Below are 21,524 nucleotides of genomic sequence, written 5' to 3' on the forward strand. Positions count from 1 at the left end.
TTCTCGTAGCTCAAGTCTTTATATCAATGTGCCCTATTCCTAAATCTTTTGCTGCACTCCTTTTATTTTTGCTGCTTGTTCATAATCTTGGCTTTGCACAAGCAATTCCGAACGTTCCTCTCCATCAGGACTTTGAGGATTATCAAAAAGAAAAGAACCGGCTCTATTTTTCAGGTAGTTTATACGACTCCCAATTGTTGCTCAGGGAAGGAACCAAAGATTTTGTAAATGAGGAGCAAAATTTCTACTCACGCTGGCAGCGCCGTTTGTCACTCTACCAAGCGAACTCATTGACCCTGGATGACCGACTGTCGCTGATTACCTTGCAGGACATCATAGCCCGGGAAATTGGCTATAAGGAGTGCAGACCGGAACTATACCCCATAAACCAATATTATTCCTGGCATTTGAGATTACCAGAAATGGCGCAGGGTAATGGACAATCCTTCAGATCGCTTCTTGATTATAAGTCCTTTTTAAATAAGATGCTGGCTTTCGAGACATGGACTGGGACAGCAATTAAAAACATGCGAGAAGGCATAAAACAGGGTGTTGTACTTCCAAGGGTGATTGTTTTAAAAGTAATTGGGCAGATTGATACCATCAGCATGTCTGAGACAAGCGTGTTTTATTCTCCTCTTCTACGTTTTCCGCCAAGCTTTTCTGGGGATACTAAGCTACAAATGAGGCAGGATTATGATAACGTTATACGAAAATCGGTTCTGCCTGCGTATAAAAAGCTGAGAGTATTCCTGGCTGAAGAATATCTTCCTGCAGCTAGTGAGAGTCCCGGAATTTCGGGTATGAGAAACGGAGCGGACATGTATGCAAATTACATCTACTATTATACAGGTTTGCAAATAACCCCTCAAGAGATCTATAACATAGGGTCTAACGAATTTAAGCGGATTTCCGAAGAAATTTCATCGCTAAAAGCAAAGGCAGGGTTCAAGGGGACTAATATAGAGCTGTTCAATTATATGAAGAGTAACCCGGAATTTAAGCCTTACAAAACGGCGGAAGAGGTATTACTTTCTTACAAAGCTATTTCTGATAGAGTAATTTCCAGGTTGCCTGCTTACTTCAAAGGATATGAGGCAATAAACGATTTGAAGATCAGAACCGTTCCCTCCTATAGGGTAAATTCAGCTCCACCTTATTATGCTAACAACACTTTTTTTATTCCTATAGAAAAGGCAGAGGAAGTGAATTTGACCGGTTGGCCTATGGAAGCTCTTTTCTTACATGAGGGGATTCCCGGTCATCATTTGCAAATTTCGCTGCAAAAATCCAGTAAAGAGCTTCCCTCCTTTCGCCGAAACGCCATGTTGCCCATATTCGTGGAAGGATGGGGACTATATTCCGAATCACTTGGAGATAGCTTGGGATGCTACAAGGATATCTGGCAGAGGATTGGGGCGAAGGCCTTTGAGCTTCATCGCGCGATTCGTTTACTTGTGGACGTTGGCTTACACACGGGTAAAATGACCCGGGAAGATGCAATTAAGCTGGTTAGCGACAATCAGGCTCTGTCTGCTGAATTAGCAGAACTAGAAGTTAACAGGTACATGGTATTACCTGGTCAGGCTGTTACTTATAAGCTCGGTGAAATGAAGATTTTTGAACTCAGAAACAAATACCAAAAACTTTTGGGCGAGCGATTCAAGTTATCAGACTTTCACCATGAGCTTTTAAAAAATGGCGCTATTCCCTTCCATGCAATTGAAATAGGTTTGTACCACTGGGCGAATACGCAACTATTGGAAAATCAGTGAATTTAGGGAAAACAATTGTTTTTATTATGTGCTTTTAATTTAGTCCTGAACTGTAACTAATTAAATTAATCACATAATAAATTCTAACCTTTATGAAACATCTTTTATTTTCGATCATGGCGGCTACTATTCTGTTAGTCTCCTGCAAAAAAAACGAGTTGGAAGCGGAACAAAATGACCAAAAGGTAAACGTTCGGTTTACTGTTTCGGAATTCGACCAACAAGTCGTGGATTACAAAAAGGGAGCTCAAACTTCGGCCCTCGGCGACACCCTCCTTAATTATTCAAGCAAGCTGGAGTACCATGTGTATGACTCCGTAGGTATGTTTGTTAAATCGATCATTCAGGATTCGACCATGAGCAACTTTGGGCAGATCAATGATGTTCTTGCTCCGGGAAAATACACGATCTATTTCGCGGCTTTCAGAGGGAATGGTTATGTTACCCCTCATCTTGTCTACTTTATGCCTCGTGGGGATTGGTATGACACGTTTACGAAAAAGATATCTTTAACTGTAGGCCAGCAGGACATACAGCAACAGGTGAGATTAGACAGAATTGTATCGGCATTGGAGATAACGCTAACCGATCCGATCCCTTTAAATACGGGAAAGATCACGGTCTCGGTTAAAAATGAAGCAGACAGTTATAGTATGGAGCGTGATGAACCGGTATATCATGCGGAAACCACTAAGACCAGAACCTTCTTTTTGAGCCGTAACGATGAGAACAAGCCCAACAAGAAGCTATTTATGTACGTGGGAAATACAGCTGCTCCGGTGACTGTTACCATCAGAGCTTATTCTGGGGAGACAATGACTGCTGAAAAGGTAGTAAGCAATGTTAGCTGTCACAAAAATAAGGTTACTTTATTGCGCGGTCGTCTTTTCACCCCGGCGGGAAGTCCCTCTGCAAACTTTTCTATATCGGTAAATCCTCAGTGGTTGCCTCCTACAGACCCGATTATTTTCTAAAGAATACATAGGTAATTTAGCATAAAGCCCCGGAGATCATCCGGGGCTTTATATTTTCGTCCTTAAAATAACCCTACTTCTTATAATCAGACATCTTCAAAAACTTTACGTTGTCAATAGTAAAAGCCGAAGAGTCTTTTTTTGCCTTGTTATAGAACGGAGAATACATCTCGGCGTCTATACGGCCTTTGTCGATATCGACTGTTAGCAGCCGAAGGTAACCGCCTCCATTATCCTCATTCTGGTAATTTTGCAGGATCTGGTAAATTGAATTTCCGGCGTCTCCCTTATCAACTTTCAGAGCCGTACTCATTACATGTCCGCTCAGTACCATCAATATATTTGGATGCTTCTTTACGAGCTTATCGAACATATCCTGAGGACTAAAATCGCCGTACCCGGCGTTGTTCTTTGCAATTTCTCCTTTGCCAGTGAGGTAATAGTGAGTAAGTAGGATAACATTGTAATTATAGTAGGCCTTGGCTATATCGCCTGCCCAATTGATCACCCCCAATCTTGGGCAAAACTCCATACTTATAACCAGCCAATTGGTATCACCTACTTTAAATGTATAATACGAATTGTCTATCTTGTCGTTCTCATACCGGCCCCGTTGATTTGTAAAGCGGGTATAGGGGAAGTAAGAGTTTAGCTTGAAAGTTTTTCTCAGGTTCTGATTTACATTTCCAGGAGCAGCACTGCCGCTGAACTCCCCCACGGCCTCAGTATCATGATTTCCAACAGCAATAGCATAGGGAATGCGCTGCTGATCCAGTATCTCCAGTCCCTTACTCGCAACTTCGAAATGATTGAAATTATCAAAGTTAACCAGGTCGCCCACATGTAGTGCCATTGGAATATTTAGCTTTTCCTTTTGTTTCACGATCCAGTTGATCTGACTTAAAAACATGTCATTTCGTGAACCTACTTCTCCCTGTGTATCTGGAAAAATGGGGATGGTAAACTTTTGAGCAGTGGCAATTTGCCCGATCAGCAATCCTGCTGTCAGCAGGATTGTATATGCAATATTCTTTCTCATTTACAGTGCTTTAATTGTATCCGGGATTTTCTACCAATGCCTTATTGTTAGCCGTACGAGCAAGGGTAATAGGGAAATAATAATTCATTTTGAGGAATATTGGAGAGCGAACTGTGCCGTCAACCTTCTCTCTGATGGATAAGATATATTTGCCCGTTGCATAGTCCAGTACATACCGCAAGCCACGCATATCTTTCGAGAGGATTTCCTCTGCCAGCCTCCATCTCCTCAGATCCCAATAACGGTGACCTTCAAAGGAAAGCTCTACCTTACGTTCGTTCCTGATCTTTTCCATGGTAACTGCAGTGAGATCGGGGATCCCTGCGCGGTCGCGTATCTCATTCAGGGCCCACAAAGCCTGATCCTCCTTTTGTAACTCGAAAGAGGCTTCAGCATAGTTCAGTAAGATCTCAGCATAACGAAACACAATATAATCCTGCTTGGAGCCAAATATGCCGGCCGTTGAGCTATTGCCGTTATCTTTTGATTCATCAAGATATTTCAGTACACCGAAGCCAGTTTGGGTACTTTTCTGATCTCCATTAGCCAAAATTCCCTTGTAAGATCCCGTTGTGGTGATAGTGCCCTCTGAAGTTCTCACTCCATTATAGAATTGCAATTTCCTACCCTGCCAGGAAGTTTCCTGTGTATAAACAGTAGCATGAAATCTGGGATCTTTCTTACCCCAAAGCTCCTGTATAGTCCAAAGTTTTGATGAAAGTGTTGCAGGGTCGAGCTTTGAAGGCGATCCATCGACATTTTCAAATGATTCAACAAATTCCAGATAAGGGGCGTCATGGATGCCATTTGCCCATCCATTAGGATAAGGGCATTGGAAATAATCATACGACCAGCCTGCACCTGCAAAATCCTTATCACTGCCGTCATGTTGTTTGGCAAAGATCACTTCTGAGTTCTTTTTTGTTAAAAAGAGGTTCCGGAAGTTCATCACCTTGTCGGGAACCTCGTTGTAGAGCCTGAATTTCCCCTCGTCTATGATCTTTTTTGAAGCTTGGGAAGACTGCTCAAAATAGGCAGCTGATTCTGATGCAGGTATACCTAGTAGCCCGTTCAGTTGGACAGTTCCATATTTTGCAATACTACCGGCATAAAGCGCTGCTCTTGAAGCCAGAGCCAGTGCCGCGTACCGTGTTGGTCTACCCCAATCTGCGTCTTCCTGAACAGGCGGCAGTATTTCACTTATTTCGAGCGATTCTTTAATCACATAATCGTATAGTTCTTTCTCGCTATTTCTAGGTTTAAAAAGTTCAGCTTCAGGTTCGCTAATACTCTGAACTTTGGTGATCAAGGGAACCCCGCCATACCTTTTCACCATGTTGAAGTAATTGAAGGCTCTCAAGAATCGAGCCTCGGCAATTTTTTCTTTTTTAAAGTCGTCGCTAAGGGTTGACGAAGGTAGCTTTTCAATCAGCTCATTCAGAGATCTGATGATCACGTAAGGCTTTTCCCACCATTCCATCATTCCCCCGGAAATTTTTAGTCCCTCTGTTTTAAAACGGTAAGCGTTACCTGAAAAGTTAGATGTACTTTTAGACTCATCACTCACATTATTTACAAAGAACATGGTGAAGAAAGGTTTGGAGGTGTTCTGCACATCCTCCGAATCGTTAGTAAGCACAGACGTATTTACATAGGCGCCCGTAAGGTAAGAGTTAACAAGGCTTTGATCATTCCAGATCATATTATCAGGAATAATATCAAGGGGTGCCTTGTCCAGTACATCTTTCTGGCATGCGGATACTACCAAACCCGCCAGCATTAGTATATAGAATATTTTTCTGTTCATGGTTTCTAATTTGATTATAGAGTTAGATCAAGACCGACCGTAAGATTTCGTTGCTGAGGATAATACATCCCTCCCACACCTGAAGGGCTTTCAGGATCCAGATCATACTTGTTCAGCTTACTGAAAGTAAGAAGATTAGCGCCTGCTCCATAAACCCGAAGCCGTTGCACTTTGATAGAATTAAGGAACCTTCCTTTAATGGTATATCCCACATTAAGTGTTTTTAACCGCATGTAACTACCATTAATTAAGTTATAGTCAGACAGCCAGCCGTTTGAAGATGCACCACCAAGACGGGGAATCAAGGCATTCTTGTTGTTGGTAGCCTCGGTCCAGCGGTTTTCGAAAAACGCCGTTGAGTATTGAGGAAGCGAAGCTCTGACGTAGTGGCCTATGGCGCCCTGGAACAGGAACGAAAGATCGAAGCCTTTGAAGCCGAACCCAGCATTAAAGCCCGCCATCCAATTGGGTGTGGTGCCCTTCCCGATCTCCACCTGATCTTTCCAGTCAATAACACCATCGCTATTTGTGTCCAGGTATTTTACATCACCCGGGCGCAGGGTTGTATTCTTCCGCTGATCCTGGTCGTATGGGAGGTTGCTGATCTCCTCCTGGCTGGTAAATAAACCATCAGATACATAGCCAAAGGTTCTGTCGGTCCAGTTTCCGGTCCTTTGATTCTGTCTTTGCTGATCTGCATCGGTATATACAGGTTCTTCGTAATACTGCCATTTAGAGCGTGACCAGGAAATATTTGCACTTACATCCCAGGTAAAATCCCTGTTCTTTCTTGAAGTGCCTAACAACAATTCAAAGCCTCTTGTATTTGTCTTATTAATATTTTCAGGAGGAAGTGTTGAACCGAAAGAAGAAGGTACCGTCATCAGGCGGTTTGCAAGGATACCTGAACGCTCACGATAAAAGGCATCAAAACTACCGTAAAGTGCCCCCTTCCATAAAGATACATCGGTACCCACATTATAGATATCTAACTTTTCCCAGGTAAGATCTGGATTGGCAAGACCTCTGGAAACGATACCCGGGTAACGGGTACTGCCGAAGATATAGGTACCGCCATTGTTTTTATCTGTTATTGAGTAGCCGGTCATATATTGGAAATTTCCCGTATTATCGTTTCCTGCACTTCCATAACTTAAGCGAAGTTTAAGAGATTCTACTGCAGAAAAGCGTTTCATAAAGGGTTCCTGTTCAATCCGCCATCCGAATGAGGCGCCTGGGAAATATCCCCAACGGGAGGATGATGGAAATTTAGCTGAGGCGTCGGCCCTTAAACTTGCTTCAAAAATGTAGCGGTTCGAGAACGTATAATTCAGTCGGCCGATATAACTTTTCCGCCCCATTTCATTGGTTAAGGCGCTATTGGTCATACCATTGGTACTACCGGCCAGCATCTCGTCAATAGAAGGAGTAAGAAAGTTAGAACGTGTAGCCTGTACATCATCGTTAAAGTAATCGATAGCTTCATAGATAAGTTGCATGCCCAGGTCGTGTTTCTTTGCGAACGTATGATCATAAGTTAAGAAACCCTGTGTCAGTATCTGCCGGTTGCTGTTCCTGCCCATGTTAAGGCTAGCAGTAGAACCGAAAGTACCAGCCAATGTATAGATATCGGCTGCGTAATCGTATTTATAGAAAGATACAGGTTTCTGGAAGTTCTTTGTAGAGCCGTAACCCTGGATATAACTAACAAGTGCCTTTGCACTTAATCCCTTAGCAAAAGGCGCGTCGTAGTTTAAGTCAAAAACAAATCTCAAGTCCTGGTTCCGGTAATCTGAATAACCTGAAAGTTCCCTGTTTCCTGTAATGTGTGCTCCGCCAGTACCGCCTCCCTCTGCAAAGGGAATTTTTGTAGGATCAGGAAATTCTGCCGGAAATACCGGACGAGTGTTCCATAGATCCGCCCAAATAGTATTGTTGATATCCATATTCCGGTTGGGGTACTTTCCGTTTTTAAGATTAGTTGAGAAGTCAAGCCTGGAAGTAAGTCCGCGAGTAATTGTTGCATCTATATTTGATCGGAGGTTGATCCTCTCAAAGCTTGCTCCACTTCTTTTCCAAACAGTTTCCTGTTTTAAATAACCCAGGAATCCGTAATATTTGATCTTATCACTTCCTCCCCTTACAGAAAGGTTCTGATCCTGCTGTGGAGCCCAGTCCCTTAAAAGCACATCAAACCAATTGGTGTTGGGGTATTGCTGGTCTGTACCGTCGAAAAATTTCTGAACCTCTTCTTCGGTATAAGGTGCAGTAGCTACCGGTTGCCCTCCCTGAATATGTCCTTCCCTTAAAATTTGGGCATACATTCCCGCATTTCCTGCAACGGGCATAGCTGTTACGCCCTGCGCTGTAAAACTCGAGTTGAGCGTGATCACCGGCTTTCCAATCTTACCTCGCTTAGTAGTGATTAATACTACACCATTCCCGGCCCTGGATCCGTACACTGCAGCCGATGCATCTTTTAATACCGAAATAGATTCTATCTCGGTAGCATCTACCGAATTAAGATTAGCCTCTGCGCCATCTACAAGAACCAGAGGTTCTCCAAACCCGCGTATGTTTAATACAGATTGATCATTTCCCGGCATCCCGTTTGGCTGAACAGCAATTAAGCCTGGTAAACGACCGGCGAGGGCACTTGATACGGAAGCAACAGGAGATTGGGTGATAACATCTGCCTGAACCGATGATATTGCTCCGGTAACGTTTTTCTTCTTCTGCGATCCATAGCCCACTACAATAACTTCTTCAAGGGAGGAAGCTGCAGGAACCATAACCACATCGATCACCGTCTGTCCATTTGCCTTAACTTTCTGATCTTCATACCCGATAAACCTGAACACAAGGGTGCTGTTATCTGGAATCCGGATACGGTAGCGTCCATTCTGGTCGGTTACTACCGCCTTGCCGTTGACTCCCTCTACAAACACCGAGGCTCCGGGTAGTACCCCTGTAGAATCTCTAACAGTACCCGTTATTTCCAGGTCTGTTCTTTTACGTTCAACAATAGTGATGGTACCAGCAATGATCCGGTATGTGAGGTTCTGGCCTCTTAGAAGCTTTTTTAACGCAGCTTCAGCATTATCCTCGTGTAGCTCAACCGATAGTTTTGTGGCCCGCGCCAACAATTGAGGATCATAGAAAAACCGGTAGTTAGTTTGCTTGCTGATTTCTGAAATTGCCTCTTCCAAACTTATAGACTTTGCTGAAAGCCTTACCGATTGGGAGTAACCGCTGGCTCTTACCCCGAAGCTAAAAGCGACTATCAAAAAGATCGTCATCTTCATAATGAGAAGAATTTTTTGTATTAATGTGTATTGCCCTCCGGACATACCATGCCCAGGATAGAAATAATTCATATCTTTGAATGTTAAGGTGATTATTCGTTTTGTCTTAATGCATACTGGCCTTAATACCGGGGAGTGCCGCAAACGCTCCCTTTCTTATTGCTTTTTTCCTTGTCTAAATTTCAATTTCTCCTTTTTTTCATACTTATTTCAAATAGTTAATTAAACTTGACCTGCAAGGTCCTGCCTTTTAGCTTGAAGGAAGCCCCGGTAACCTCCTTCAACATTTCAAGCACTTCTGAAAGCTCAACCTTCCGGCTGATTGAACCAACAAATTTGCGAGGGGGAATAGAACCTGTATAGATTACCCTGATATCATACCACCTTTCAATCTCGTTCATGATCTCTATAAAATCGTCGTTTTGGAAATAGAAATCTCCTTTCTTCCACGCGATACTAGGTTCGATATTAACAGGACTGACAGCAGTTCCATTTTCTGATATAATTGCTTGTTCTCCGGGACGCAAAAGCGATGCTTTGCTTTGATTTAAGATCCTGATACTTCCTTCTACCAGGGTGGCTTGAACCTTATCCTGGTAAGCGTTAACATTGAAAGTGGTTCCTAGAACTTCAATAACCCTCCCCTCGACTACCACCCTGAAAGGCTTGCTTGCATCCTTACTTATTTGGAAGAAGGCTTCTCCCTTAAGAAATACTTTTCTTTCATTGGCTGAAAAACTTCCTGGATATTTCAATTCAGAAGACGCGTTTAACCACACTATACTGCCATCAGCAAGTGTCACCTTATAAGTTCCGCCCTTAGGCGTGTTAAGTGTATTAATGCCAGAAACCTGAGGGGTGTTGGGAAGTTGGTTTGAAGAGGTGCTATCTAAAATCATTTTCTTCCCGTCAGCACTGGTGAAAAATGCTCGTTCTGTAGCTGGTTCAGGTTTTCCAGCAGGTATTTCAGAATAGACGTTTTTAACTCTATTCCATGGAGTGTGGCGTAGTAATAGCCCTGATATTGAGATAATAGTAAGTACAGCAGCTGAAGTAATAAGCCATTTCCAAAGAGGGGTTACTGCTCTGACTGGCGCAGGTTCTTGCACCGGCGCGTGTATGTTGCTGACAAAGTTTTTTATTCTTAGATCTACCCGATCTACTAGTTCATCAACACCATTATTTTCAATTTCCTCCTTCTCCAGCTCAGCCCTGACTAGTCGCCTCAATAGGGTTTGATCATCTGTTAGTCCAAAATGATCAAATAGCTCATTGATTTCACTTTCAGTACAAGTGTTATTCAAATAATTCCTGAACAGGATCTGTATTCTATTGTCGCTTTTCAATGCTTTATAAATAAAAACATCTCCAATACGGGCAGGCGTTAAAATATAACTACTCCAAAAATGCGATTTAACCTAAACTTAACATTGGGAGGGTTCTTACTAGTTGAGAAGCCTTGAAATTAAGAAGATAAGAGAATATGGCGCAGTATCTTTCATATTTAGAATAAGGAAGCGCCGCAAAACCTTACTTGCTTTTGCCAAATGGTTACTGATAGTGTGTTGAGAAACGTTTAGTTGATTAGCCACTTCTTCTGATGTTTTCCCTTCGATCTTACAAAGCGTGAAAACTAATCGGCACTGTGGGGGAAGCAAGTGCAGGGCTTGATCCAGTAATTGCTTTTTTTCCTTAATATCCAGGCTTTCCTCAATGTGCGAGTAATTAAGATCCATGCTTCCGATCATATTGTTCCTGAACTTTTGATCGAGAGCTGCACGCCGGAATAGATCCACCACCAGGTTTTCTGCAATTCTGTAAAGATAGGATTTGAATGAACGGTCTGGATTTAAGCGGGACCTGTGATGCCAGACTTTGATAAAAAGATCATGAAGAATATCTTCTGCTATGTCCTGAGACTTTACCAAGCGGAGTATGTGCATAGAAAGGGGCCGTTTGTACTTGTTGTATAAGTCTTCAAAAGCAAGTATCTCTCCTTCCCTAAGCTGTTCAATTAAAGCCCTTTCTTCAGTTACCGCTGTATCTCTGGTTAACATCATAATCTCCCGCTTCAAATATAAATTTGAGCTCTGGTGATAGTTGTTAAGTTAGGTTATATTATTGTTAAAAGTATTCGCTACCATTTTAGATGATCGGGGATGGGAAGTGTAAGGTGGCATATATGGAATGAAAAAGGCCCTTGATCTTTCGATTAAGGGCCTTTTATGAGATATTCTCTCTTTTAGTCGGGGTGGCAGGATTCGAACCTACGACCTCCACATCCCAAATGTGGCGCGATACCGGGCTACGCTACACCCCGATTGGCGGTATCACCTTTTGTTTTTGGTGATGCAAATATAGAGTTTTAAAGGCTTTGTCAAAAATCTTAAACAAAGAAAATTGAGCTTTTTCGAAATAGTAGTTGCATAACTCTGATTAACAAGGGAATATTTTTTGACCTGGCGCTAATTTCCCTGCTATCAAACTATATGTCTACATAATTGTCTTCTTTAAAAACCTGCAGGACTAACGATGATCATCACGTTTGAGTTTATATGTAGGTTCTTTTTAGCTTTTAACAACAATTTAGACTTCAAAAAGCAGTATGCCTGGATTTAAAACGCATTTTCCGATCAAAGGAGTAAGAACAGATGTTACTGTTACTCCTCTCGAAGACAATATATTTTCTATAGCTCTTGAAAGTACCGATGCCTTTGATGAGGATACTAATCCGAGAAGCGAAACGGTGGCAAGCAGAAATGCGCCAAACTTGTTAGTGCAAAAGACTAAAAACGGCTGGGCCCTTCTGGATGAAGGAACTTTCGATCTGAACAGCGAGGATTTGAAAGCTTTAGGTAATGCAATCGAAAATCAAAGCACACGTTTCTCCTGATATGGTATTGAAGGAGTTTTTGAATAAGCATTTGCTAAGGCTGGAAGATAACTTCGATAATTTCTTTTCTGCTTTAAAAACGAAGCTTAACTTGAACGATCCAATACAGATTGTTCCCTATCGGAGCTATGGTACAACTAACCGGCTTTTTATTAAAGGCCGGGTACTGCAGGACAAACTGCTGAAGGCGTCAACCTCGAGGGACAGTATTCTTACCAACCTGGTGAATATGTACAAGCGATTTGAGAGCGACGAGGTGCCACATGCAGTGATCCGTATCAAGCATCTCCATGAAGAACATTTTATTACCACGGATGAAGAAGGATATTTCGAATTAAACATTTCCCCCGATGATATCATCAACTTGGATGATATATGGCATAGCGCAGAGCTGGAGCTCCACAGGGCTCCTTTTCCGGTTGAAGGTAAAAGCAAAGCTAGTGCTGAGATCCTGATCCCTCCCTTCGATTCCGAATTCGGTATTATAAGTGATATTGATGATACCATCGTCCAAACCTCTGCTACCAATGTTTTGGCGATGGCAAGTACGGTTTTCCTTCGCAACGCCCATACCCGGCTTCCTTTTCCCGGCGTTTCTGCTTTTTACCGCGCCCTTCAACTCGGCAGGAATGGCAAAAGGAATAATCCCTTCTTCTATGTATCGAGCAGTCCCTGGAATATGTACGATTTGCTTACAGAATACATGGACCTGAACGATATCCCAAAGGGCCCTCTGCTTTTGAGAGACTTTGGTTTTAACGGCTTAAAGTTTAGCGGTAGCGGGAACCATCAGGATCATAAGCTAAAACAGATAACAAATATCCTTACCACCTATCCTCTGTTGAAGTTCGTGTTAATTGGCGATAGCGGACAAGATGATCCGGTGATCTATAAAGAAGTTGTCAAACGCTTTCCAGACCGTGTTCTTGCTATTTATATACGCGATGTTCAACACCAGCGGAAAGAAAAAGCTGCCGCACAGATAGCTGATGAAATAAGCAATGCAGGTGTGGATATGTTGGTGGTCGATACGGCAAAAGAGGCGGCGGACCATGCGGCTAAACTAGGATTGATTCTTGTGGAGGAGCTTCCGGATATTAAACAGGATAAGGACATGGATACTGGGGAGGTTGCTGGAAAGGAAGAGCTGTGACACAATTTCTGTCCCCGGCTTTAATCGTACGTGAATAAAGATTACATTTACCGCGCATCCATAAGAAGCACGTGCAGAAAACTTTCAAAATCATTCTTCCTTTAATATTATTGCTGGCCATAACCTGGGTAAAACTTCAGTTCCCTGAAGTATTGGGGCAGTCTACCCCTTTTCTGATGTATACGGCTGTGATTGTTTTTGCTACAGTTTACTCAGGCTGGATGATGGGTATTTTAATTAGTCTGCTCTCGTTATTCCCGATTGTTTTTTATTTTCTGCCTCCCGAATACTCCTTTAACTTATTACCGCACCACTATAGTCAACTGGCGGTTTTCCTGCTGCAGGATGGAATCGTGATTGCGATGAGTTATGCTCTTCAGAAGGAAAAACATAAAAGCTCTTTAGTGGAAAACAGGTTTAAAGTGCTTACTGAAAAAGCTGCCGATCTGCTTGTATTACGAGATGCGAACAATAGGGCCATTTATGTAAGTCCAAAGGTCGAAACTGTTTACGGTTATACTCAGGAGGAGTACGCGAACATGCCAATAGAAAAAATGGTAACGCCTGAGTATCTGCAATACTTTTTACAAAATTTCAAGGAGATAAAGGAATTACCAAATGCTCACCGGATTGTAAGGATACAGGCATATCGCAAGGATGGCGAATTAAGATGGATGGAGGGCGAGGTCTATAATTTCCTCAATCAGCCTGGAATAAACGCTATCGTTTCTTACATAAAGGATATTACTGACAGGGTTAACCTGGAGCGGCAGAAGGATGATTTTATAGGAATTGCCAGTCACGAGCTAAAAACCCCTCTGGCCAATATAAAAGGCTTTGTTAGTCTCGCTGAGAAAACAGCGAAAGACAAGCCGGAGAACGTTATACCGTTTCTTAGTAAAGCCCAACACAATATCACAAGGCTACAAAGGCTGGTGAACGACTTACTGGATATCTCGAAGATTAACACGGGTCAGCTCCCTTATAATCTGGAGGTTTTTAACTTTTCGGACCTTTTAAAAGACACAGTTAAGAGTCTGAAGATGCATCATAAGAAGCATGAGTTTTTACTTTCGGCACCGGAGCAGGTAATGGTGAATGGGGATCGTTTCAGGTTAGAGCAGGTGCTGATTAATTTATTAGAGAACGCGGTAAAATACTCTCCGGAAGCAGACAAAGTGCTGGTTTCTGCCGAAATCTCTAATAGCTATTTGATAGTCTCCATCAAGGATTTTGGAATTGGTATCTCAGAAGAGCATATCTCGAAGATCTTCAACAGATTTTACAGGGTAGATAATACCTCAACCAAATATCAGGGACTGGGCCTCGGGTTATTTATTGCTTCTGAGATACTCAAGAAACACAATGGCAGTTTCTGGCTCGATAGCAGATTGGGTGAAGGTTCAACATTTTCATTCCTACTTCCTTACGAAATGGAAGTAAAGACCAACACTTTTACAGATAATAAAACTTATTTGCGCACGGAGTACCTTGAGATACTCTATAACAAAGAGAAAAACTGGTTAGAAGCTGACTGGATTGGGTACCAGACAAAACAAACCGTACAGGAGGGCTGCATGCACCTGCTCGACCTTGTTAAATCAACAGGAGTAACGAAGGTATTGAACAACAACGCGAAAGTAAAGGGCAATTGGTCTGAAGCTGCCGATTGGGGAAGTACAGTATGGTTTCCTTTAATGGAGGAAGCCGGCATTGAGTTTTTTGCATGGATACAATCCAAGGACCTTTTTAGTCAATTATCAGCGTTGAAAAGCGTTGAAATGAAAAGCGGCGAGATTAATATTCATTTTTTCGACGAGATGGAGGCTGCAGCAAAATGGCTAGAGGGCGATAGTAATACCCGCAAAGTTTAAGCTCATTAAGATTGTCTCTCGCAAAACAGCAAAACAATTCCGCATTCTTTGCGGCTACGCGTCTTTGCGAGAGACAAATGGTTATTATGTAAGGAAAGTAATTACTTTTTCTTATCGTCTTTTTTCTCTTCCTTCTTATCCTCTTCCTTAATTTCCTTCACATTGAAATTATTTCCTCTGAGCGAATACTGCAATAATTTCTTGCCTGTTGGATTAACGCCCGCAGTATCTGCCTCTTCAAATAGCGGGAACTCCCTGAACAGTTCGCCATCCTTCACGAAAACAGAGTCTTTACCACGGTAAGATCTCTTGGTAGATGGAGTGATATCGGGGAAACGAAGTTGTTGCTGGGAGCCACTTTCCGTAAACTCGTAAATATACATTTTGAGATAACTGTCCTTATCCTGCCCTTTAGCCTGGATAAACAGCTCGGGATTTCCGTCTGAATCCATATCCATATTCCATACATCGGTGATCTCGCCCTCGAGCTCTCCGTGAATAGATTTGTATTCTGCACGAGAAGAATCAGAACGAAGGATCATATAGGCACCTACATACTCTGCACCTCTTCCCCAGCTAAGCACATCGAAAGTTAATCCTGGCTTAACCTCTATAGCCTTATGAAAACGAAAGGGTTCTGTGAGTTTATTTGGATTGACAGCCGGGGCTGCTGCTTGCTTCGGAGCATCCTCCGAGCTACATGAGCTTGCTGCCAGAGCCATTGAAAGTACTGCTATTGAATAAAAAATCTTCATCATTGTTTTGCTGATCTAAGAAAGAGCCTTAGGAGAATTGTGTGTCTGTTCCGTCTGCAAATTATCAATAAATCCCCGAAAAGCAAATAGGAGCTCTAAGCGACCTTTCTAACAATTACTACCAGCACAATGTGTGTTCCCTGACTTCTACAAGAATGCCTATTTAAACTTGATGATCACTTTTTTACCAGCTATGTTCTCCAATAGAGGTTTAAATATCAACTGCGCATTCTCTTGTGTTTTGCCCAGGATATTCTGCTCGCGGGCATTGTGCTGTATGCGTTGCTCTGCCAGCTTATATATATCTTCAATCATCTCCTGCCTGTCTTGGGGCATAAAAACACCACTCAGATCATAAACCTTAGAACGCTGGTGGTCTAACTTAACATAGCAGATCTCGGGTTTTGGGAGGACAATAGTTACTGAATCTCCGGAAGTTGTAATGTCTTCTTTTACTACTTTTGTCAGGTCAATACACCCGGTCACTTCTCCGGCTGCTACGAACAGTATCCTTTTATCTGGCAAAATTGGCCGGCTGATCTTCTTCTCGATCACATCCTTCATCGTATACTTTACCAGTTCAAGCTTTCCAATATTTGCTATTTTCTCAATAATAACGTCTTCTGTTACTTCCGTTCTCGTTTTCAGAAACTCCTTTTTAACGAAAAAAAACAAAAAAACGAGGAATGCAAGAATTACGGTAACCAGAATCAGCAATACGGCTGTTCTCCTTCTCAAGAGAGTACTTATCATGCTTCTATAACGTAGCTGATTTAAATATCGTTTTTCTGCCAGGATTATTAATTAGTGTCTCATCATTTTAGCCACATACTTGCCAATAATATCAAATTCGAGGTTTACTATGCTTCCAGGTTTTACCTTCTGCAGGTTGGTGTGCTCGTAAGTATATGGAATGATAGCTACCGAAAAACGGTCATCCTGAGAGTTCACCACCGTTAAACTTATACCGTTTACGCAGATAGATCCTTTTTCAACTGTTACATTACCTTTGGATGTATCATATTTGAAGGTATACTCCCAACTTCCTTCCAATTCGTTAAGAGCAATACATTCTGCTGTTTGATCTACATGACCCTGCACAATATGGCCGTCGAGCCTGCCGTTCATTTGCATACATCTTTCAAGGTTAACCAGATCACCTTCAGAAATAGTACCGAGGTTAGTCTTGGCAAGCGTTTCTTCTACCGCAGTAACGGTATGGGTACCTTCTCCCAGTTCTACCACGGTAAGGCAAATGCCATTATGAGCAACAGACTGATCGATCTTCAATTCAGATGAAATTGACGACGCAATAGTCAATTGCAAATTCCCTTTATCATAATTCGCGGAAACCACATTCCCGAGAGTTTCAATAATACCTGTAAACATGGCTCGAATGTACGAAAGATCGCTTTAAGAAACAGTACCGGAACTCTTCAGCTAAATATCTTAACAATTTTCTTAGAATTGCCAATGGCCGAACTTTCCCTGACGATAATCATCATAGGCCTGCATGATCTCTTCCTGGGTATTCATAACAAAGGGACCCTGGGCAACAAGAGGTTCATTGAATGGAGCAGCGTGCCCAAAAAGAAGCATGCTTTCTTCTACTGCCTCAATTGTAAGCCCGGTCTCTCCTGTTTCAAATTCGACCAAGTGCAATTGCTTAACCTCTGTACCATTTACCCTCAGGCTGCCGCTGATAACATAAAAGAAGATATTATGATTCTCAGGAATTGAATTGGTAAGCTCACCAGCTGCTTCGAAAGAGATAAGACTGAGTTGGATATCTGTTTTTGGTTTAAAAGCACCTTGTACACCTTCCCAGTTTCCGGCAACCGCTTTAATAGTCACCTTACCATTATCAAGACTAAGATGCGGTATATCTTCCTTTTGCAGACCCATGTAAAAAGGATCGGTCATCTTCAGGGATGAAGGAAGATTAATCCATAATTGCATGATCTCAAGCTTTCCTCCATTTCTTTTGAATTGATCTGATGATACTTCTGCGTGGATTAGTCCCCACCCGGCTGTCATCCATTGCACCCCTCCTGCTGTAATCACGCTTTCATGGCCACTGCTATCTTTATGCATGATATCTCCGTCTATAATAAATGTTACTGTTTCCATCCCCCTATGCGGGTGAGGCCCGAATGGTAAGCCGTTATTATTTGATGAATAAACCTGAGGGCCATGATGATTAAGAAAAAGAAAAGGATCAACCTGAGATATCTTCCTGTTTGGAAGCGGAGAATAAGTGATCAGATCTGCTATTGGAGAGTAAGATGCCGGGTATATATTTTTTATTTTCCTCATATTAGAGTTTGTAAAGTTTTGGAACAACCGAAAAATGCGAAGGTACGATCCTTATATTTTGAACATTGCTTTTTCTAATCGAAATTAAATACTTCAATATAAAAGAGATAGGGTAACAAATCAGTTTTATTAAAGATTGACAAAATCTTTTTTTTGCATTTTATGTTAACAGTTTACCAATTAACAGTGTAAAGGTCTGTTTCCCCTATTTTTAATTGATAATATGTACTTTTGGAGCACTATATATGCTTAAACAAAATTTACAACAGAAGCTACTTCAGAAATTATCGCCGCAGCAGATTCAATTTATAAAGCTGCTGCAAGTGCCCACTGTTGCATTAGATACCCGGATAAAAGAAGAATTAGAGGAAAACCCGGCGTTGGAGGACCTTAGTTTGGCCAACCTGAACGAGCCTGTAGAGCAATATCCAGACAAAGATCCTGACGATTCAAACTACGAGAATGAAGAAAGCTCGGGGGACGATATGGACGAGTTCAATATCGACGATTACCTGCAGGACGACAACCTTAATGATTACGGTTCTAAATACGACCAGAATGGAGATGATGAGGAAGACCGGAAAGAGATCCCTATTGCCGTTCAAAGCACTTTCTATGAGAGTTTGCAACAGCAGCTTGATCTAGTTCCCCTATCAGATAAAGACTTCCATATCGGTCAGCAAATCATCGGCAGCATTGATGAAGATGGTTATTTAAGAAGACCTATTACTTCCCTGATCGATGATCTTGCCTTCTCTCAAAACGTTTTTGCTGAAGAGCCGGAGGTAGAGGAAATGCTCAAGTTGATCCAGAGCTTTGAACCTGCCGGAATTGGTGCTCGCGACCTTAAAGAGTGTTTACTGATCCAGTTGCGTAAAAAAGATATCAATAATCCTCTTATCGTAAAAGCGATACGCATTGTAGAGAATTACCTTGACGAGTTTACGCGCAAGCATTACGATAAACTGGAGAAGGTGCTGAATGTAAGCCCAGAGGAGTTGAAGGAGATTGTTAACGAGATCCTGAAGCTTAATCCGAAGCCAGGCGACTCGAATGAGGTGAGCACAAAGCATCTTCAGATCATTCCAGATTTCCATATCAGCAATAATTCGGGCACGCTTGTACTTACCTTGAATGCACAAAACGCGCCGGAACTTCGGGTGAGCCGCTCCTACCAGGAAATGTTCGAGCACTACGACAAGGCTTCTCAAAAAGATAAAAAGCTAAAGGAAGCTGTCCAGTTTGTAAAACAGAAACTGGATTCGGCCAAATGGTTTATAGATGCGATTAAGCAGCGACAGCAGACGCTATTAAAAACCATGAATGCAATTATGCATTATCAGTACGATTACTTCCTAACCGGGGATGAGCGTAATCTGAGGCCAATGATCCTAAAAGATATCGCTGATAAGATCGGTATGGATATATCTACAGTTTCCCGTGTGGCCAACTCTAAGTATGTTCAAACAGAGTTCGGTACCTTCCTTTTGAAATCTTTCTTCTCAGAAGCAATACAAACGGAAAGTGGCGAAGAGGTGTCTAACAAGGAGGTTAAGAAGATCCTTGAGGAATGTATTGGCAATGAAGATAAAAGACATCCTTTAGCGGATGAGAAACTTGCGGAGATCTTGAAAGAAAAGGGTTACAATATCGCCCGCAGGACGGTTGCCAAATACCGTGAAGCGATGAATATTCCGGTTGCCCGTCTAAGGAAAGAACTTTAGTTGAAGAAATATAAAAAAGGTCAGACCCGCCACAAGGCAGGTCTGACCTTTTTTATGGTTAACTAATCCTTATTGAAATGGTATAGGAATACGGTATTACCGGTATAGGCCGTCTTCTTTTGGTCTTTGATCTCCAGCTCTACCCTTATGGTTGCTTTTGTAACTCCCCGAAGGTCTACTATTTGTGCTAATTTTGCTCTCAATCTCACTTCACTATTCACAACCACGGCTTGTCCGAACCTGAATTCCTCGATCCCATAATTAATCTCCATCTTCAAATTCTGAATATCCGCGATCTGTTTCCAAAGGTATGGGATCAATGATATTGTGAGATATCCATGGGCAATGGTAGTCTTAAAAGGACTATCAACACTTGCTTTCTCCGCATCAATATGGATCCATTGATGATCAAGTGTCGCATCAGCGAACTTATTGATCTGCTCCTGTGTAATGGTATGCCACTCTGATACACCCAATTCTTTTCCCGCAAATTCTTCGAACTCTTTATAATTTCTTATAACCAGCATGCATTAAAATTTTATGGGCCGATATTACGATTATCCCGTAAGTTTAAATGATCTTTTTTTCAAATTACCACAGGCGTCTATGCTCTTTTTTTGGCTTAGTGCTATCAATCAAGCCGGGTTATGACTTGAATCAATTTTTAGCCGGGCTATTCACTCTACATTTGTATAAGCAAAAACAAATATTATGAATAACGGACATAGCTGCAAGAGAGTAAACGTATCAGATTTTAAATGCAATATCTGTAATGGTCCTTTGAACTACATTCAAGTGCTAAATGATAATATACGTATACAAGAAGACTTTTTTGAATGCGAGAATTGTGGTAAGAGAATCGAGAGCAAATATTTAAGAGAAGAAGATATTCCTGAGTTCTATGACTAATAGAATTATTGGTTGGTATTTAAAAATGCTATCTGAAAAAAAGGTTTAAACCCTGATTTCAGCATAGCATTTTTTGTTTTTTGCGATGGGTAATTACTTTGCAAAAAGTTCTGCGAAGAATAATTTCATGTGTTCCCAAGACCTTCTTGCTGCAGCCTCATTGTAAGCAGCTCCTTTAGACTTATCTGTTCCCGCCCCTGGTTCAGTAAAGGCATGAACCGCATCAGCGTAATAAACCATTTGCCAATCAGCCTTTGCCGCACGCATCTCATTTTGGAAAGCGTCTATTTGTTCTTTTGGGACATACGGATCATCAGCTCCATGCAACACTAATATTTTAGGTTTTATACCTGGTGTTTCTCCAGGTCCTTTATCCAGACCACCGTGAAAGGAAACCACTCCTTTAACCGGAAAATTTGCTCTTGCTGCTTCCAATGCCCCTGTTCCGCCAAAACAATATCCTATTACCGCTATTCTCTCAGGATCCGCTCCCGCTTTGACTAGCTGATCTATTGCGGCCTTGACCCGTGCACGGTATACCTCCCTGTTTGATTTGTAATAGCCTGATAGTTTGCCAGCATCCTGAACGCTCTTAGGAGATTCATTCTTGCCATAAACGTCAGCAGCGAGAGCTATGTACCCCAGGCTCGCCAACTTGTTCGCCGATTCTTTCTCATGATTGGTTAATCCCATCCACGCATGCAATACAACTACTCCCGGCACCTTACCTTTCGCTGCCTTTGGCTTAACCAAGTAACCTTTAAGTTTCGCTGATCCCTCAACGTATGGCAAATCAGACCCCTGCGCAAAGGCAGAGCCCGTAAGGAGCGTTAAAATCAAAAATGTAAACAGTTTCATATGTTGTCTTCCTTTTGTTAATGGGACAAAGATATAATAGGAAGGTTTCCACACTCCTATATCTCTTGACATTCTCGCAACAAACTAACTTGGGCAAAAATAAGCTCCCGTATTCCCCTCTCCTAACAAGAAAGGAATAGGG

General features: G+C 42.0%; 17 protein-coding genes and 1 tRNA gene. 6 read left to right on the plus strand and 12 right to left on the minus strand.

Features of this window, described 5'->3' with window-relative positions:
* The first annotated feature begins 26 nt into the window (after window positions 1-26).
* Both J4N25_RS03425 and J4N25_RS03430 read left to right on the plus strand, forming a co-directional pair.
* A complete protein-coding gene (locus J4N25_RS03425) occupies window positions 27-1,775 on the plus strand; it encodes a DUF885 domain-containing protein (protein ID WP_207420746.1) in 1,749 nt (582 codons plus the stop codon).
* 92 nt (window positions 1,776-1,867) lie between these two features.
* Window positions 1,868-2,749 (plus strand): DUF6562 domain-containing protein, encoded by an 882-nt coding sequence (locus tag J4N25_RS03430; RefSeq protein WP_207420747.1) that lies wholly within the window; start codon window positions 1,868-1,870, stop codon window positions 2,747-2,749.
* Between the two features lie 73 nt (window positions 2,750-2,822).
* Here the strand turns inward: J4N25_RS03430 and J4N25_RS03435 are convergent, their stop codons facing one another.
* The 6 genes from J4N25_RS03435 to J4N25_RS03460 form a co-directional block, all read right to left on the minus strand.
* Window positions 2,823-3,788, minus strand: coding sequence for a metallophosphoesterase (locus J4N25_RS03435; protein ID WP_207420748.1), 966 nt, complete (start codon window positions 3,786-3,788; stop codon window positions 2,823-2,825).
* 10 nt (window positions 3,789-3,798) lie between these two features.
* Window positions 3,799-5,595, minus strand: coding sequence for a RagB/SusD family nutrient uptake outer membrane protein (locus tag J4N25_RS03440; protein ID WP_207420749.1), 1,797 nt, complete (start codon window positions 5,593-5,595; stop codon window positions 3,799-3,801).
* Window positions 5,596-5,609: 14 nt separating this feature from the next.
* Window positions 5,610-8,972, minus strand: coding sequence for a TonB-dependent receptor (locus tag J4N25_RS03445; RefSeq protein ID WP_242695764.1), 3,363 nt, complete (start codon window positions 8,970-8,972; stop codon window positions 5,610-5,612).
* 146 nt (window positions 8,973-9,118) lie between these two features.
* Window positions 9,119-10,246, minus strand: coding sequence for a FecR family protein (locus tag J4N25_RS03450; protein ID WP_207420750.1), 1,128 nt, complete (start codon window positions 10,244-10,246; stop codon window positions 9,119-9,121).
* Window positions 10,247-10,345: 99 nt separating this feature from the next.
* A complete protein-coding gene (locus J4N25_RS03455) occupies window positions 10,346-10,960 on the minus strand; it encodes an RNA polymerase sigma factor (RefSeq protein ID WP_242695765.1) in 615 nt (204 codons plus the stop codon).
* A gap of 186 nt (window positions 10,961-11,146) precedes the next feature.
* Window positions 11,147-11,220, minus strand: a tRNA-Pro gene (locus tag J4N25_RS03460).
* Window positions 11,221-11,505: 285 nt separating this feature from the next.
* Between J4N25_RS03460 and J4N25_RS03465 the strand changes: the two genes are divergently transcribed.
* The 3 genes from J4N25_RS03465 to J4N25_RS27080 all read left to right on the plus strand — a co-directional run bounded on the left by J4N25_RS03465 (window position 11,506) and on the right by J4N25_RS27080 (window position 14,820).
* The gene (locus tag J4N25_RS03465; protein ID WP_207420751.1) at window positions 11,506-11,793 is read left to right on the plus strand and encodes a hypothetical protein; all 288 of its coding nucleotides are present in this window, start codon (window positions 11,506-11,508) and stop codon (window positions 11,791-11,793) included.
* Complete coding sequence (locus J4N25_RS03470; protein ID WP_207420752.1) at window positions 11,759-12,946, plus strand: App1 family protein phosphatidate phosphatase; 1,188 nt, start codon at window positions 11,759-11,761, stop codon at window positions 12,944-12,946. The genes J4N25_RS03465 and J4N25_RS03470 overlap by 35 nt, the downstream gene beginning before the upstream one ends.
* 71 nt (window positions 12,947-13,017) lie before the next feature.
* Window positions 13,018-14,820 (plus strand): ATP-binding protein, encoded by a 1,803-nt coding sequence (locus tag J4N25_RS27080; protein ID WP_207420753.1) that lies wholly within the window; start codon window positions 13,018-13,020, stop codon window positions 14,818-14,820.
* 101 nt (window positions 14,821-14,921) lie between these two features.
* On the opposite strand, the gene J4N25_RS03480 is transcribed toward J4N25_RS27080, so the two are convergent.
* From J4N25_RS03480 to J4N25_RS03495, 4 genes are all read right to left on the minus strand, one after another.
* On the minus strand, window positions 14,922-15,578 hold the full coding sequence (locus J4N25_RS03480) for a hypothetical protein (RefSeq protein WP_207420754.1): 657 nt from the start codon (window positions 15,576-15,578) through the stop codon (window positions 14,922-14,924).
* A gap of 156 nt (window positions 15,579-15,734) precedes the next feature.
* Window positions 15,735-16,328 (minus strand): DUF4230 domain-containing protein, encoded by a 594-nt coding sequence (locus J4N25_RS03485; RefSeq protein WP_207420755.1) that lies wholly within the window; start codon window positions 16,326-16,328, stop codon window positions 15,735-15,737.
* Between the two features lie 51 nt (window positions 16,329-16,379).
* Entirely contained in the window at window positions 16,380-16,964 is a 585-nt protein-coding gene (locus J4N25_RS03490) for a riboflavin synthase (protein WP_207420756.1), read from the minus strand.
* A gap of 72 nt (window positions 16,965-17,036) precedes the next feature.
* On the minus strand, window positions 17,037-17,891 hold the full coding sequence (locus J4N25_RS03495) for a pirin family protein (protein ID WP_207420757.1): 855 nt from the start codon (window positions 17,889-17,891) through the stop codon (window positions 17,037-17,039).
* 245 nt (window positions 17,892-18,136) lie between these two features.
* Here J4N25_RS03495 and rpoN point away from each other — a divergent pair, with 245 nt between their 5' ends.
* Window positions 18,137-19,615, plus strand: coding sequence for an RNA polymerase factor sigma-54 (gene rpoN / locus J4N25_RS03500; RefSeq protein ID WP_207420758.1), 1,479 nt, complete (start codon window positions 18,137-18,139; stop codon window positions 19,613-19,615).
* Window positions 19,616-19,677: 62 nt separating this feature from the next.
* Here the strand turns inward: rpoN and J4N25_RS03505 are convergent, their stop codons facing one another.
* Together J4N25_RS03505 and J4N25_RS03510 are read right to left on the minus strand one after the other, a co-directional pair.
* Window positions 19,678-20,142, minus strand: a complete 465-nt coding sequence (locus tag J4N25_RS03505) for a MaoC family dehydratase (RefSeq protein WP_207420759.1) — start codon at window positions 20,140-20,142, stop codon at window positions 19,678-19,680.
* 475 nt (window positions 20,143-20,617) lie between these two features.
* Window positions 20,618-21,382, minus strand: coding sequence for a dienelactone hydrolase family protein (locus tag J4N25_RS03510; protein WP_207420760.1), 765 nt, complete (start codon window positions 21,380-21,382; stop codon window positions 20,618-20,620).
* Window positions 21,383-21,524: the final 142 nt, after the last annotated feature.

It is taken from the genome of Desertivirga brevis, assembly GCF_017355835.1.